The sequence below is a fragment of the Dellaglioa sp. CoH-57-MRSF-19 genome (genome assembly GCF_056781975.1).
Map to the genome: position 1 here is coordinate 305,792 of NZ_JBXAXW010000002.1, position 14,258 is coordinate 320,049.

A 14,258-nucleotide genomic window follows, 5' to 3' on the forward strand; every position below is an offset into this window, starting at 1 on the left:
TACTTCTTCATTAGTTTGGTGATTGGTACTTACAAATGCAAGTTCTTCACGTGACAAAACTTCAGGTTTATTTTTAAAAACGGCTAATTCATTTTGAGCCTCATTCTCAGAAACTGATATTTCAAATAATCCTCGAGCTAAAGCGTGCTTGTTATTAGCAACTACATTTATATTTGCTTTTTTTATCTGTTCATTTTTTTCATCAAACACATCAGGCTCTAAATTTGTATTTTGTAATAAAGTATCTTCTTGTTTATTATCTTCGATTACTGAATCTACTTCTGGTACTATTTTTTTAGCTACACTATCCACAGAATATAACGTATTTTCATCATTATTAGATACTTGATTTTCCTCTTCAGCAAAATCATCAAACAGTAAATAAGTATCCTTTGCTTTAGTTAATTGAACTAAAATTTTCCGATACCTTACGTTTTTATTTTGCTTTTTATTTGTAAAAAATGTGGGGATTTGTTTTGGTTTGAAACCTCGAGAATAGCGATTAATTTGTGCTTTTTCACTTTGACTATCTATCTTTGTCTCTTTGCGCGCAAATTTCTCATTGTGATGTGGTTTATTTACATCTTTTTTTAACGTTTTCTTATAAAATGCAGGTCCATCGTAACGCTCCATTAATTTCATCCTAACTATGTAAAAAACTAATTGCAATAACCGCAATTAGTTTTTATAAATCTATATTATGCAAATAATTTGGCTGCCTTCTCAAAATCGAATGCATCACCAACATGATTCATCTTTTCATCTAAAACTAAAATACCATGGACAGTTGGAGCATTAGGAATAGCCAACTCTTGAGCTGAACAAACCATGCCATAACTATCAATACCACGTAATTTACCCGGCCAAATAATAGCCCCAGTTGGCATCATTGCGCCAACTTTAGCAACAACAACAAGCTGACCTTGTTCAATATTAGGTGCACCACAAACGATATCTAGTGTCTCACCATTATTGACTTCAATTTTTGTGATATGCAAATGATCAGAATCAGGATGTTCATTACATTCAGCTACATATCCCACAACAAATTTAGGATCGTCATCGACAACAAGTACATCCTTAAATCCAGCAGCAACGATAAGTTGATTTAATTTTTCTACTTGTTTTTCATCTAAAAAGATTTGTCCGTTACCTACTAAATCAAGTGATTCTTTAGAGATTTCTAGAAAATTAAATCCCAACGTTTCATTCGATTTTTCATTGAAAATACGAACGACATTATTTTTTAATTCTGACTTTTGGTTTTCTACCTCTTCACGTAAAACAACCATTAATGTATCGCCAACGTTCTTTAAATTATAACTTGCTATTAACATATTTATTTATGAGTTCCCTTCTTATTATCACTAATGACTAAGACGTCACATGGCGCATTTCTTAGAATTGCATCTGTTGTTGATCCATTCACAAATCTTTCAACAACGTTAGCCCCTGTTTGCCCAACCATAATTAAATCAATATGTTTTTCTTCTGGTATTTCACGACTTAATAAAACTTTAGAAGATCCATATACTAAAATAGTTTCAACATCAATAACGCCCTTATCTATCGCAATTTGTTTGTAGTCGGCTAAGGTATCATTTAATCGCTTAACTTCAGTTGTAACGTCATCTTCATCTTCAGAAAATGTATTGTCAACACTTCGCTCAACAACATGTACAACTATTAAACTAGCCTCGTTTTTTAAAGTACTCTCAACTGCCTGATTAAATGCACGTTCAGATTGCACACTTCCATCTATCCCGACCATTACTCTTTTATAAACTTGTTCAAACATCACTATCACCCCAATGGTTTAGTCTAATTTGTTCATAAATGATTCGATTTGTTCTTTCGTTTTACGCTCTTTATTCACATAACGATCAAGCTCAACACCGTTATTGTATGCAACAAAACTCGGAATACCAAAAATACCCCAATCTTGGCAAAGTTCAATTTGTTCATCGCGATCTACTTTATAGAATTTAAAATCGGAATACTCTGCTTCAATTTCAGGCATTAATGGTTCAATAAAGTTACAGTCTGGACACCAACCTGCCGTAAAATAAAACAATGATTTACCATTCAATAATAATTCATTTAATTTATCTTTTTCTAAAACTTTTAATTTTTCCAATCTAACTACCCCTTAATGATTGTATCGACAGTTGAACGGTCCAATCCTAAAATTGTTTTTTCAAGTAATTCTTTTGCTGCTTCATAGTCTCTGATTGAGAACATTGTTTGATGCGTATGAATATAACGTGCACAAACGCCAATAACAGAACTTGGAATACCATTATTTGCTGTTTGAGCTGCGCCAGCATCAGTACCACCTTGAGAAACAAAGTACTGATAAGGAATATTGTTATCCGAAGCAGTATCCAATAAAAATTCTTTTAATCTAGGAAGCGTTACTAATCTTGGATCATAAATTCTGATCAACGTTCCTTCACCAAGATGTCCAAATGTTCCCTTTGTTGTTTCAATATCATTTGCTGCTGAACAGTCGACAGCAAAAAATAAATCAGGTTTCAGCATATTTACTGCACCTGGCGTGCCTCGTAGTCCAACTTCTTCTTGAACATTAGCACCAGCGAATAAAGTATTTGGTAATGTTACGTCTTTTAATTTTTCAAGTGTTTCCAGTACTGCAGTACAACCGTAACGGTTATCCCATGCCTTACTAATAATATTTTTACCATTAGCTGTTTTAATTGTTTCAACATCCGGAACAATATAATCTCCTGGTGCAATACCAAACTCTTTTGCTTCACTTGCAGATTCAAATCCACCATCAAATAAAATATCATTAATTTGTGGTGTTGCATTTTGATGATTATCACCACGCAATAAATGAGGTGATACTGAAGAAGAAATTATTGGGTACGTTTGACCTGATCGTGTTGTTAGTGTGAATCGTTGTGAAGAAACAACAAATGGATTCCATCCACCAAGTGGGCGAACTGAAAATAACCCATTGTCATTAATTGCGGCAAGCATGAATCCAACTTCGTCCATATGAGCAGCGGTCATAATTTTAGGTGCATTTATATCTGCATTTTTACGGATACCAAAAATCCCACCCAAACCATCCTGAACAACCTCATCAACATTTGGTGTCATTTTTTCGCGCATTACATCACGTACGTTATTTTCAAATCCACTTGTTGCCTGAAGTTCAGTCATTGTTTTAACTAAATTAAACGTTTTATCATTCATATTAGAGAGCCCCTTTTCATTTTATTGGACGAATTAGTCCCAATTTTGTCTACTCACTTAGCTTAATATTTCTTACTTTATATTATATAATAGTACCATAAAAGAATCCATGAATGTAGCTTAGTTACTATGTAACGGCGTTTTTACAAAAAAAATCTGGAATTTTTATTCCAGATTTTTAGACGTATTAAAATGTGCTTCTAACTTATAGATAGGCTGTCCCTTTTTACTAAATTTTTCTTCATATTCAGTCATGACATTATCTTCAGCTTCAACGCTTGCATGTAAATCAAGCCAAACTTGATCATAACCCATTCCATACTCATTTAAACTAACTAATGAGTATTCAAACAAGCCACGATTATCTGTCTTAAATTCAAGATGACCATCATTTTTCATAACTTTTTCATAGCCTTTTAAGAAACTGCCATGAGTAAGTCGACGTTTGGCTTGTCTTGTTTTAGGCCAAGGATCTGAAAAATTCAAATAAATGCCATCAACTTCATTATCATCAAAAAATTCAGTTACCGAATCACCGTTACCTAAAATTAATTGTAAATTTGGAATTTGTGCTTCAACTTGTTTCTTCAACGTAATTGCTGCAATTGTCGTTTGCAATTCAATTCCGATAAAATTATATTCCGGAAATTTTCTAGCCATTCCCATAATAAATCCACCCTTACCCATACCTATTTCAATAAAAAGTGGTTGTTTTTTCTCAAATCTTGATTGCCATTTACCCTTAAACTGATTAGGTGATGTTACAAGTAGTTCCGGATGTTCTGCAATTAACGGTTCAGCCCATGCTTTATTTCTTAATCTCAACTTATATATCCTCATTTCATTTGATAAAGTAAGTGGGGCTAGAACGTATTAATCGTTTTAGCCCCACTTACTTTTTAATCCATTTTTATATTATATTTTTGTAATTCTATTATTGCCTGATTCATTTCATGAAATCGACTTAATTGATGTGCTTTTTTTATTCGTTGTAATTTTGCTATTATAATGTACCAGTTTATTCTGTTTAATAAATCGTTATTCTCCAATGACTCATGATAACCACTCAGCCAACTACTCCATTGTGTATCTGGAATGTATTCAGACATAACTAAGCTCAAATCCATAGCAGGATCAGCAATTTTTGCTGACTCCCAATCAACTAAATATAATTGATTAGTATCAGACTGTAACCAATTTCGATGATTCAAATCACCATGACAAACTGTATACTTATCCGTTGATAGTTCAGGTTGATGTTCATTTAATTGCTGAAACATTTTTGATAGCAAGGGGTGCTGCTTTAAATCATCACTCAAATCGTCAAAATAATTAGCTAATAAGCCACTAGGTGTGATAACTTCTCCACCAACCTGTCTCAACATATTTTTTAATTGCTTTGAGCGATGAATTTTAGATAATAATTCAGGAACCATTTTTTGATCCATTTCATCAGAATGAAGGTTTCGTCCATTTAGCCACTCTTGTGCAGTTATTGTATCCCCACTTGAGATTCGCTTAGTCCAAATTAATTTTGGTGTAATACCAGCAACTGAGAGCGCAGCTAAAAAAGGTGACATATTTTGTTTCAAAAACACCTTTTCTTGTGCACGTGTACCCATGTATGCAGTGCCTGTATCTCCACCAATTGGTAACAATTGCCAACCGGGATCTAAATTAAAATCCATACTATTATTACCTCTTTTTCCCGACTAAGCTCTGATGCTATAGTTTCATCTTACAAACATCCCTATTATACGTCAAGGATTTTTTTAACTCTGGTAACTAAGTAAACATTAGTAAACAGCATTATTTCCACTAAACTCACCAAAACACCATAACCCATCATTAAAAATTGTCCTGTACCAATATAGATTGCGATATTAAAAAGTACTGCACTTACACTTATAATTGTTAATGTAAACTTTTTGAAATTCTTAATTTGATACTCTTTTCCTTTTGGATATAGTCTAGTAAAAATAATATTATCGTAATGTTTTGCAAAAGGTAACAATTGAAAACCAATCAGATAAATAAATAAGATTAAAAATGCGAGTGCTAGCCAACCATTTGAAATAAATGCAATAATTAGCGCTCCAATTAGAGTTAATCTAATAAATAAGCCACTAAATTCAGTTCCGCGAATAAATCCCCTTGCATATAAAAATGTATAAACATTTGCGTCATCTTTTTTAATATGATTTAAAATGAAATCAAGGTACACTCTTCTCTTAACATTCCCTCTAACCATTGGTACATCAGTAAATAAATTAAAGAAACGGTAAATCCCTAACATTCTATTTTCTTCAAAACTGATTGCTTTTTTCCAATCAAAGATTTCCTTAAATCCTTTTGCAGCTAGCTGATTTAAAACAAAGCTACTTAAAATAGCAACGATAAAACTCAGAATAAACGTACCATATAATCCAAGGATATAAATCAAAATAGGCAATAAAATATTAACTAATTTGATACTTCCCCAACTAAACCGGTTATTTTGATATTTTTCAAGTAATGAAATGACTAACCAATTATTTTTCAAGCATAGTTGCGTTAAAATCAAGAAAATAATATTGATTACTGAGATTTTCATTCCAATCATCATAACTGGGATAAGTAACACAATAAATCCAACTTGCATTAAGCTGGCCATAACTGTTGAATAGCGTTTTGCCTTTTTTAAATAACTAATTAATGCATGTTCCTGTGGTAAAAGAAAAACAATATCCGCTTCTTTTAATAACGTACTTAAACGGCCGATTTGTAAAATCACCAGTAATCCAATCACTAATGCAGGCCGATACCAAACTAAATTAACAGGCATCACCTTTAGCCCATTTGAATAAGCCAAACCAAGTCCACCAACAAAAAACATAATTGCAACAACAAAATGATCATTCAAAACATATCGTAAATATTTTAATAATAATAACTGATGACTTTTTAAACGTGTTGTCCATAAGTCTTTCATTTTGTTACCTCTTCCTTAGTTAAACCAAGATAAATTTCATCTAAGGAAGCATCTGGATTCTTATAGGCTTGTCTTAATTCAACCATTGTTCCTTGTGTTTTAATTTCACCTTTATTCAGTAAAATGAACCAATCGCAATACTTTTCAGCTGTGGCTAAAACGTGAGTTGACATTAAGACACTTGCGCCACGCTTCTTTTCAGCAACAATTAACTCTAATAAATCGTTAATTGCTAAGGGGTCTAGCCCGAGAAATGGCTCATCAATAACATAAAAATCAGATTCTGTTAAAAAAGCACAGACAATCATAACTTTTTGTTTCATCCCTTTTGAAAAGTTAGCGGGAAACCATTCTAACTTGTTATCAAGTCTAAATATTTTAAGTAATTCATTAGCTTTTTTCCATGCCTTAGTTTCATTCAATCCATAAGCCATCATTGAGAGTTCAATGTGTTCTTTTAATGTTAATTCTTCATAAAGAATAGGCGTTTCAGGAATATATGCTAAATGTGATTTATAAGCCTGGCTATCTTCCCTTAAGGTTACGCCATTTAATTTAATAGTTCCTTTTTGCGGGGTTAATAACCCAATTATATGATTGATTGTAGTCGATTTACCTGCACCATTTAAACCAATTAAGCCAACGACATTTCCAGGTTTAACTTCAAAAGAAATATCTTTTAAAACTGGTATTTGAGAGTAACCACCCACTAAATTTTTAACTTCTAATGTCATTTTCTAATTCCCCATTTACAATTTATTTATGCCTTTAATTATATCATATTATGGTGAATTATCATTCATGATGTATAATAAAAGTATTAACTAACTTTGAAAGAAGGCAAACATATGACTGACTGTATTTTTTGTAAAATAATTGCCAATGATATTCCTAGTTTCACCGTATACGAAGATGAAGACATTAAAGCATTTCTTGATATCTCACAAACAACCCCAGGCCATACACTTGTTATTCCAAAAAAACATGTTGCTAATATTTTTGAATATGACCAAGCACTCGCTAGTAAAGTTTTTTCTAAAATTCCAATGATTGCTTCCGCAATTAAAGTAAGCAATCCAGATATTCAAGGGATGAATATCGTCAATAATAACGGTGAACTAGCTTACCAATCTGTTTTTCACTCACATTTTCATTTAATTCCTAGATACTCAACAAAAGATACTTTTAAAATGTCATTCAAGGATAATTCCAAGAAGTACACATCCGAGCAACTTGAATCAATTATGATGTCAATCAAGAATAAGATTGGAGAAAAATAATGTCAAAAACACTTAAACGAATTAGTTTGTTATCAATTATTGGTGGGTCAGCATACTATGCCTATAACCATAGAGATGAACTTATTACTTTTGTTGCAGATAAAAAAGTTCAGTTAAAAGCAGATTTTTCTGACTATCAAAATGATATCAATCGCGTAACTAATTCATCAAAAAAATTGCAGTATGCTACAGATCATCTGAATACGATTATCGAAGAAACATTACCCATCGTCGATTCCATTAGCAATCGTATAGAAAAGTTTACTTATGAGATCGAGCCAAATATCAATAAAATTAATAAAAAATTAGAAAAGTATCAATGAATTAGGCTTTTAAAAGTTTGATTTTTTTGTGAATTTTCGGTCATTTACTTTCATTATATGATAATTATGTTATATTAAACGTATTAGTCTTTCATTGAGAAGACAAAAAATTTAAGAAATAGGATGTGTTAGGTTATGAAAAAATGGCTTGTTGCTTTAGCCGGCGTACTATTAACATTTACATTAGCGGGTTGTGGGAGCTCAACAGTTGCAACTACTTCAGGTGGTAAGGTTACAGAAAGTGCTTACTACGATAGTTTGAAGAAAACTTCAAGTGGTACATCAATTTTACAACAAATGATTTTGAACAAAGTATTGGAAAAACAATATGGTGATGATGTTTCTGATAAAGAAGTCACAAAACAATACGATACTTATAAAGCTAAATATGGTTCAAGTTTCTCATCTGTCTTATCACAAAACAGTATGACAAAGACTAGTTTTAAAGCAGAATTACGTTCTAACTTACTTTTAAAAGCTGCTGTTAAACATTACAGTGATTTAAGTTCTACAGCTGTAGATAAGCAATGGGAAGAATACCAACCAACTATTACAGTTCAACGTATTCAAGTTGCTTCAAAATCAGATGCAGAAAAAATCATCAAACAACTTGATGAACAAAAGACTGCTAAAAAGTTAACTGACAAATTTACTGCATTAGCTAAATCAAAATCAACAGATACAACTTCTGCAAGTACTGGTGGTACTTTAGCTGCATTTAACAATACAGATACAACACTAACAGCAGAATTTAAAAAAGCTGCATTTGATTTAAAACAAGGTAAATATACAACTACACCTGTTAAAACAACAGCAGGTTATGATGTAATCTTGAGTGTTAAAAATGCTGGTAAAGGTAAAAAAGCCGATCACATTTCTGACTTAAAAGAACAAATTGTTACTGAAACTATGGCTGACTCAACTAAATTACAAAAAATTGTTGGTAAAGTTCTTAAAAAAGGTAACGTATCAATCAAAGATGATGACTTGAAAGATGTTCTTTCAAGCTACTTATCATCATCTTCTTCATCTTCAAAATAAATACATCAAAACATCAGATTATATCTGGTGTTTTTTTTTCGAAAAAAATATCTCAATGGAATTTATCCATTGAGATATTTTTCAATTTAATTATTTGTTACATTACTGTCAGCATGTGGTTTATAGAAATTTCGACCATCCATACCAAATATACGTTCAGAAAATTCGCCCTCTTCTGTATGAGCCAATGACCCTTTCAACATTTGAATTGATGCATCAATATTATCAATTTGATGTAAAACATCTGCTTCAATTAAATGAGGTTGCACTGGTGAACCATACTCTAGTAACCCATGATGCGCAAGAACAACGTGACGTAATAAAATCATGTCTTCTGTCTGAAGATCAATTTTTAATTCACCTGCTGCTTTAACAATTTCTTCATCAATTAATACAATATGCCCAATTAAATTTCCAGCTAATGTATAAGTTGTTGCCACAGAACCTGATAATTCGATTGTTTTTCCTAAATCATGTAAAATCACACCTGCGTAAAGTAATGGTGCATTAATCACATCACCATATTCGGCAACAATTGATTTAGCTAATCGCAACATTGAAAGTGTATGGTAGGCTAACCCACCAGAAAATGCGTGATGATTTTTCTTTGCAGCGGGATAACTGAAAAAATCATCATGTTTTTCGGCAATGAGATATCTTACAATTCGATTCCAATTTGGGTTTGTAATTTCAAAAATAGCTTTATTAAATTCTTCTTCCATCTCATCTTTTTTCATTGGTGCACTAACGACAAATTGACTCGGATCATTAGGTTCACCCTCTTCAGTCAATCTAATATGATAGATTTTCATCTGTGGATTATTTTGGTAAACTTCACGTTTTCCTTTTATAAAGGCAACTTTACCCGTTTGAAATTGTTCAATTGCCTCTGGCGTTGCATCCCAAAGCTTAGCGCTAATTTGGCCTGAACTATCTTCAAAATTAAATGCAATAAATTGCTTATTATTCTTTGTATTTCTAACTTCTGCACTCTTAATTAAAACAAATAATGCTACGTTTTCGTCAACTTTATATTCAAATATTTTTTTCTCTTGTGCCATGTCCATCCTCCTATAACTTAATTATTTTATCGTTATCAAATCCAGTTAATCCTGAATCATCTGCCGTTAAATAAATAATTTGAACTTTTTTACTTATTTCTCGTATTAGTTTTAAAACGGCATTTTTTCTGTTTTTATCAAAATTAACAAACCCATCATCAATAATTAATGGTAATTCGATTGATTTATTAATTGTCATGATTAAAGCAAATCTAAGTGCGATATATAGCTGCTCTGCTGTTCCTTGTGACAATTCTCCCACTTCAAATGATACCATATCAGAAGAAACGACGGTTAATAATCCTGATATATTATTTATTTGTGTAAAATGGCCTAATGTTAATAGTTCAAAATAATGATTTGCTAATTGCAACATTTGTGGCATTCTAACCCCAGAAGAGTCTTTTAATGCCTCGTTAATCCAATTAATAGTTAACTTTTGAGTTAACCATTTATCAGCTAATTCACTTAAAATTGTAACTTTTTCAGCCAACTCTTGTCGAAGTTCTGTATAATTCCCTTCTGCCTTCAAAGTCCGTAATAACGTCTGTTGATCAATAATCTCCTGATTAATGTTCATTATACTATTTTGCAATTGTTTCAATTGTTCTGTAAGCTCATCTAATTGTTCATCTAAACTTTCTTTCGTTTCAAATCTAGCAAGATTTTTTCTAACCTCCACAGGAAGCTGCTCATTAATTGTATCCAATTTAGATTTGTCTTGAACAAATTGCTTTTGTAAATCGTAATTTTTTTCAAATTGCTCAATTGACGTTAAATGATATTGCGTTAATATTTCATTAATTTGATTAGAAATATCAGCAGTCACATTATCTTCATGCTTTTGTTGTTCATTTAAATAGCCCATTTTATTTTTTATTGATTGTGATTCAGCAATTAAAGGTTGTAATTTATCATTAAAGCCTCTAATTCTAGCTAAACTATCTGCCATATCACTTTTATTTAGTGCTAGAAAACTATCAGCAAAATCTGTCTGATTCAAATAATTTTTTATCTTGTCAGTTAACGTTTTAATTTCTGCTGATTTTTGACTAATTTGATCTGTTATAGACTGTATTCGACTTAAGTCATTTTGAATTGAGAACCACTGATTCTTTGGAAAATCATCTAAAACGTATTGAATTTGATAATCCGTTAATTCAGTATCAGTTTGTCTCAATTGTTCGTCCAGTTCACCTATCTTCAATTGATTTTCATCAATTTCTGCAGTAATCATTTGTCTTTTATTTTGTATTTGCATCAGAGCATCACTACTTGATTTATCCTTAGAATTAGACTGCTTAAATACAATTATGGTATATACAACTATCATAATATCTAGTATCAATCCCATTATTTTAAACGGCATTGGTAAGATCATACTTAGTACAAATAGTATAACACTTACCCCTACTAAGATACTTTGTTGTGTAGACCATTTACTTTTTTGTACTTGATTTTTTTGATCAATTGATTGATTTAAATCTAAAATATCTTGTTTTTTCGTCAATTGCTTTTGTTCAATTTCTTGAAGTATTCGTTTATTGCTCTCTTCAGATTTAATTAATGTGACAATATTTTTAAAATCATCAGGATCAAACGCTATTGGAACTTTTCCGTTGATATTTTGATATTGCATCATTAACCGTTCTTGTTCTGTTAATAGTTGGTTTAAACTCGTCTGTTCTAATACAACTTTATCTAAATATTGTTGATTATCAGCTAATTGTTCAAATAATATATCAAAATCAACTTTATTGTTTTCATAAAAATTTATTAAATTTAATGCTGCTAAATTTTCTTTTTCATCAACTACACTCTGATTAATCGATTTTAACCTTTCATTATTTATCTTTTGTTTCTCTAGTAAATTTTGTATTTTTTGATAATTATCAACAGAAATCATAGCATCTTCATCAGTTTGTTTTAGCTTATCCGTCAACTCATTAGATTGTTCATATATTGACCAATTTTGCTTTAATTGTTCGTAGCGTTGGTAATCTTTGGTTAGATTATATTGTGTTGTTTGTAGCCCTTTAATTTGTTCCCTATTTTGATCTAACTTTTTTTGTGTCTCAACATATTCCGGAAATTTCTGTTTGGCAATATTTATTTTATTAACTAAATCATTGTATAACGCAATTTCCTTATTTAACTCAGTTACACGACCTGCTGGCTTATAGACGTGATCGGCATCTTTTTGAATTTTTTTAGTTAATTCTAACCATTCTTGACTACCAACTGCTCCCATCGTCGTTAGATACTCATTTAAATCTTCATTCGTTAAATTAAATACTTGGTTTAACGCCTGCTGATTAAATGAAAATACTTGATTGTATAAATTTTCATCGACTGGATTTAGCCATTCATGCAGCTTACTACTAGCTACTTTCATCCCATCATCACTTTTAACAATAGATACCTTGCCACCAGATTTACCTTGTGTACGAGTTAGTCGATAAGCATCGTTACCAATTAATAATTCCAACTCTCCACCATATGTGGATGAGTCTTTAGGCAGATATTGTTGGTACTTCTTTTTCGCATTTGCAAATCCAAATAACATACTCAATACGAATGCTGTTAACGTCGATTTACCTGCTTCATTCAGACCAAAAATAACCTGATTCGTTTGATTAAAATCAAACGTTTTATCATGCCACTTCCCAAATCCGTAAATTTTAACTTTAGTTATTTTCATCTATATGACCCTCTATCGCTTGATTTTCATGAAGCAATGTTTTTGAATTTTCTTGTAATTCTACTAAATGTCCCGTTTCTAATAAGTACGTATTAAGTTCCGGAATTTGTAATAATTTATCAGCGAGTTCAGTCATTCCATCATCAGTAAAAACACGTTTTGCGCTTTCTTCCCAGTATTGTTGATCAATTGATTCAAAAGCTACCTTTTTATTAATCACCGTTTTAATTTTAACAATCCAATAGTAATTATCTGGCATATGTTTTTGAATCCAAGCAGTTAATAAATCACCATTTTGAATGCGATTTACTAGGCTATCACTAAAATTATCTAAATCTGTGATTTGTATCACTATTAAATATGATTTATCTTTAGAAAAAAGTTGGCATTCAGCGTCAATCTTATCAATAGCATCTGATAGTGAATCAATTTTTGCCATTGAAATATTAACTGTTTCCCAATCAATTGTAGATGACGTTATAAATTTGGGAACCAACTTATTTCCATCACTATTCACTAGATAAAACCCTTTATCGCCTGATTCTTTACGGTGCCGACCTTGTGTATTTCCAGGATAGATAACTGGGGGTTGTTCATTCAAAATCTGTCTTACATGAATATGACCCAATCCCCAATAATCATAATTTTTCTGTAATAATTCTTTAACAGTAAATGGTGCATAACTTTCATCTGATATTGAATTTATACCCTCATTTGCCCCATGGATAAGCCCAATATGCCATTTCTCATCACCACGAACAGGATAATCAACGATTTTTGATGGTTCCCATCTATGTGCATAACTAAACCCAGTTAATCGAACTTCATCGCCATTTTTTAAAATGTGCGTCACTGTTTCAACTTCACTTGTAAATAAAGTTACATTTGATGGAAAAGTTAAATGATCTTGAGCATTATCAGAAAAATCATGGTTACCAAAACTCAAATAAACATTTATTCCGGCCTTTTGCAGTCGTTCACACTGACTAATTAACGTTGTTTGTGCCATAATACTCATCTCAGATGAATCATATAAATCCCCAACTAAACAAACAAAGTCTACTGATTCTTCAATAGCCGTATCTACGAGATTACTCAAAGCTTTAAATGTTGACTGATAAATCGAATCCATTAACTGACTTGGTACATTTTTTAATCCTCCAAAAGGACTATCTAAATGTAAATCAGCTGCATGAATAAATTTCATCTTCCCACTCCTTTATAAAAAAAAACCTGGTACAAAACATAATTGCTTTGCTTCCAGGATTTTTATTCGAATTAATTATGATATAAATCTTGTATTGGTTTTGTGATAATTGAATTAACTTCATTCATAATTTCACTTAAAACTTGTTCTTTAACCATTAAATCTTTGATTGTATCAAAATCACCGATTTTTTCTGAAAGATTATGAGCATTTTCAAGTTCTTCGTCTGTCATTTCTTCACCATTCATTTGTTTTTGTTGCAAAGACATTTGAATTGTTTGAAATTCTTTAAATAATTTATATGCAATTTCATCTTCTTGCATTTTTGTATAAGCTGATTTCAAAGCCTTATATTCTTCCGTTTGACTAAGATCTTGACTCATTTGGTTCGCTGTATCATAAATATTAACAACCATTTCTGATTCCTCCAATAATAATTTATATTAACTTAA

The 14,258-nt window shown here is 31.4% G+C and carries 16 protein-coding genes; 3 read left to right on the forward strand and 13 right to left on the reverse strand.

What is annotated here, in order from left to right; translation table 11 throughout:
- The 9 genes from AC1RO3_RS03340 to AC1RO3_RS03380 form a co-directional block, all read right to left on the reverse strand.
- Nucleotides 1-633, reverse strand: a 633-nt coding sequence (locus tag AC1RO3_RS03340; RefSeq protein WP_481761195.1) for a hypothetical protein, incomplete at its 3' end; no start/stop codon positions are given.
- Between the two features lie 65 nt (nucleotides 634-698).
- The gene (gene ytpR / locus AC1RO3_RS03345) at nucleotides 699-1,337 is read right to left on the reverse strand and encodes a YtpR family tRNA-binding protein (RefSeq protein ID WP_481761194.1); all 639 of its coding nucleotides are present in this window, start codon (nucleotides 1,335-1,337) and stop codon (nucleotides 699-701) included.
- 2 nt (nucleotides 1,338-1,339) lie between these two features.
- Nucleotides 1,340-1,798 (reverse strand): universal stress protein, encoded by a 459-nt coding sequence (locus AC1RO3_RS03350; RefSeq protein WP_481761193.1) that lies wholly within the window; start codon nucleotides 1,796-1,798, stop codon nucleotides 1,340-1,342.
- Nucleotides 1,799-1,816: 18 nt separating this feature from the next.
- Nucleotides 1,817-2,137 carry a thioredoxin family protein gene (locus AC1RO3_RS03355; RefSeq protein ID WP_409022701.1) on the reverse strand — a complete coding sequence of 107 codons (321 nt, stop codon included), beginning with the start codon at nucleotides 2,135-2,137 and terminating at the stop codon, nucleotides 1,817-1,819.
- Between the two features lie 5 nt (nucleotides 2,138-2,142).
- Complete coding sequence (gene pepA, locus AC1RO3_RS03360; protein WP_409022702.1) at nucleotides 2,143-3,222, reverse strand: glutamyl aminopeptidase; 1,080 nt, start codon at nucleotides 3,220-3,222, stop codon at nucleotides 2,143-2,145.
- A 165-nt stretch (nucleotides 3,223-3,387) separates the two neighbouring features.
- On the reverse strand, nucleotides 3,388-4,047 hold the full coding sequence (gene trmB, locus AC1RO3_RS03365) for a tRNA (guanosine(46)-N7)-methyltransferase TrmB (protein WP_409022703.1): 660 nt from the start codon (nucleotides 4,045-4,047) through the stop codon (nucleotides 3,388-3,390).
- Nucleotides 4,048-4,121: 74 nt separating this feature from the next.
- The gene (locus AC1RO3_RS03370; protein ID WP_481761192.1) at nucleotides 4,122-4,910 is read right to left on the reverse strand and encodes a phosphotransferase; all 789 of its coding nucleotides are present in this window, start codon (nucleotides 4,908-4,910) and stop codon (nucleotides 4,122-4,124) included.
- 65 nt (nucleotides 4,911-4,975) lie between these two features.
- Nucleotides 4,976-6,193, reverse strand: a complete 1,218-nt coding sequence (locus tag AC1RO3_RS03375; RefSeq protein ID WP_481761191.1) for an ABC transporter permease — start codon at nucleotides 6,191-6,193, stop codon at nucleotides 4,976-4,978.
- The gene (locus AC1RO3_RS03380) at nucleotides 6,190-6,927 is read right to left on the reverse strand and encodes an ABC transporter ATP-binding protein (protein WP_481761190.1); all 738 of its coding nucleotides are present in this window, start codon (nucleotides 6,925-6,927) and stop codon (nucleotides 6,190-6,192) included. Before AC1RO3_RS03380 ends, AC1RO3_RS03375 begins: the two co-directional genes overlap by 4 nt.
- 114 nt (nucleotides 6,928-7,041) lie before the next feature.
- Here AC1RO3_RS03380 and AC1RO3_RS03385 point away from each other — a divergent pair, with 114 nt between their 5' ends.
- From AC1RO3_RS03385 to AC1RO3_RS03395, 3 genes are all read left to right on the forward strand, one after another.
- Complete coding sequence (locus AC1RO3_RS03385; RefSeq protein WP_481761189.1) at nucleotides 7,042-7,473, forward strand: HIT family protein; 432 nt, start codon at nucleotides 7,042-7,044, stop codon at nucleotides 7,471-7,473.
- On the forward strand, nucleotides 7,473-7,796 hold the full coding sequence (locus tag AC1RO3_RS03390) for a hypothetical protein (RefSeq protein ID WP_481761188.1): 324 nt from the start codon (nucleotides 7,473-7,475) through the stop codon (nucleotides 7,794-7,796). The genes AC1RO3_RS03385 and AC1RO3_RS03390 overlap by 1 nt, the downstream gene beginning before the upstream one ends.
- 135 nt (nucleotides 7,797-7,931) lie before the next feature.
- Nucleotides 7,932-8,837 carry a peptidylprolyl isomerase gene (locus AC1RO3_RS03395; RefSeq protein WP_481761187.1) on the forward strand — a complete coding sequence of 302 codons (906 nt, stop codon included), beginning with the start codon at nucleotides 7,932-7,934 and terminating at the stop codon, nucleotides 8,835-8,837.
- 86 nt (nucleotides 8,838-8,923) lie between these two features.
- Here the strand turns inward: AC1RO3_RS03395 and AC1RO3_RS03400 are convergent, their stop codons facing one another.
- From AC1RO3_RS03400 to AC1RO3_RS03415, 4 genes are all read right to left on the reverse strand, one after another.
- Nucleotides 8,924-9,898 carry a 3'-5' exoribonuclease YhaM family protein gene (locus AC1RO3_RS03400; protein WP_481761186.1) on the reverse strand — a complete coding sequence of 325 codons (975 nt, stop codon included), beginning with the start codon at nucleotides 9,896-9,898 and terminating at the stop codon, nucleotides 8,924-8,926.
- 10 nt (nucleotides 9,899-9,908) lie between these two features.
- A complete protein-coding gene (locus AC1RO3_RS03405; RefSeq protein ID WP_481761185.1) occupies nucleotides 9,909-12,599 on the reverse strand; it encodes an ATP-binding protein in 2,691 nt (896 codons plus the stop codon).
- A complete protein-coding gene (locus tag AC1RO3_RS03410) occupies nucleotides 12,586-13,806 on the reverse strand; it encodes a metallophosphoesterase family protein (RefSeq protein WP_481761184.1) in 1,221 nt (406 codons plus the stop codon). Before AC1RO3_RS03410 ends, AC1RO3_RS03405 begins: the two co-directional genes overlap by 14 nt.
- 71 nt (nucleotides 13,807-13,877) lie before the next feature.
- Nucleotides 13,878-14,222 carry a YlbF/YmcA family competence regulator gene (locus tag AC1RO3_RS03415; RefSeq protein ID WP_481761183.1) on the reverse strand — a complete coding sequence of 115 codons (345 nt, stop codon included), beginning with the start codon at nucleotides 14,220-14,222 and terminating at the stop codon, nucleotides 13,878-13,880.
- Between the last annotated feature and the right edge of the window lie 36 nt (nucleotides 14,223-14,258).

What these genes read in the sequence shown, in the direction of transcription:
- ytpR (WP_481761194.1), bottom strand. Translation starts at nt 1,337, where the DNA reads ATGTTAATAGCAAGTTATAATTTAAAGAACGTTGGCGATACATTAATG.
- AC1RO3_RS03350 (WP_481761193.1), bottom strand. Translation starts at nt 1,798, where the DNA reads ATGTTTGAACAAGTTTATAAAAGAGTAATGGTCGGGATAGATGGAAGT.
- pepA (WP_409022702.1), bottom strand. Translation starts at nt 3,222, where the DNA reads ATGAATGATAAAACGTTTAATTTAGTTAAAACAATGACTGAACTTCAG.
- AC1RO3_RS03370 (WP_481761192.1), bottom strand. Translation starts at nt 4,910, where the DNA reads ATGGATTTTAATTTAGATCCCGGTTGGCAATTGTTACCAATTGGTGGA.
- AC1RO3_RS03375 (WP_481761191.1), bottom strand. Translation starts at nt 6,193, where the DNA reads ATGAAAGACTTATGGACAACACGTTTAAAAAGTCATCAGTTATTATTA.
- AC1RO3_RS03380 (WP_481761190.1), bottom strand. Translation starts at nt 6,927, where the DNA reads ATGACATTAGAAGTTAAAAATTTAGTGGGTGGTTACTCTCAAATACCA.
- AC1RO3_RS03385 (WP_481761189.1), top strand. Translation starts at nt 7,042, where the DNA reads ATGACTGACTGTATTTTTTGTAAAATAATTGCCAATGATATTCCTAGT.
- AC1RO3_RS03390 (WP_481761188.1), top strand. Translation starts at nt 7,473, where the DNA reads ATGTCAAAAACACTTAAACGAATTAGTTTGTTATCAATTATTGGTGGG.
- AC1RO3_RS03395 (WP_481761187.1), top strand. Translation starts at nt 7,932, where the DNA reads ATGAAAAAATGGCTTGTTGCTTTAGCCGGCGTACTATTAACATTTACA.
- AC1RO3_RS03400 (WP_481761186.1), bottom strand. Translation starts at nt 9,898, where the DNA reads ATGGCACAAGAGAAAAAAATATTTGAATATAAAGTTGACGAAAACGTA.
- AC1RO3_RS03405 (WP_481761185.1), bottom strand. Translation starts at nt 12,599, where the DNA reads ATGAAAATAACTAAAGTTAAAATTTACGGATTTGGGAAGTGGCATGAT.
- AC1RO3_RS03410 (WP_481761184.1), bottom strand. Translation starts at nt 13,806, where the DNA reads ATGAAATTTATTCATGCAGCTGATTTACATTTAGATAGTCCTTTTGGA.
- AC1RO3_RS03415 (WP_481761183.1), bottom strand. Translation starts at nt 14,222, where the DNA reads ATGGTTGTTAATATTTATGATACAGCGAACCAAATGAGTCAAGATCTT.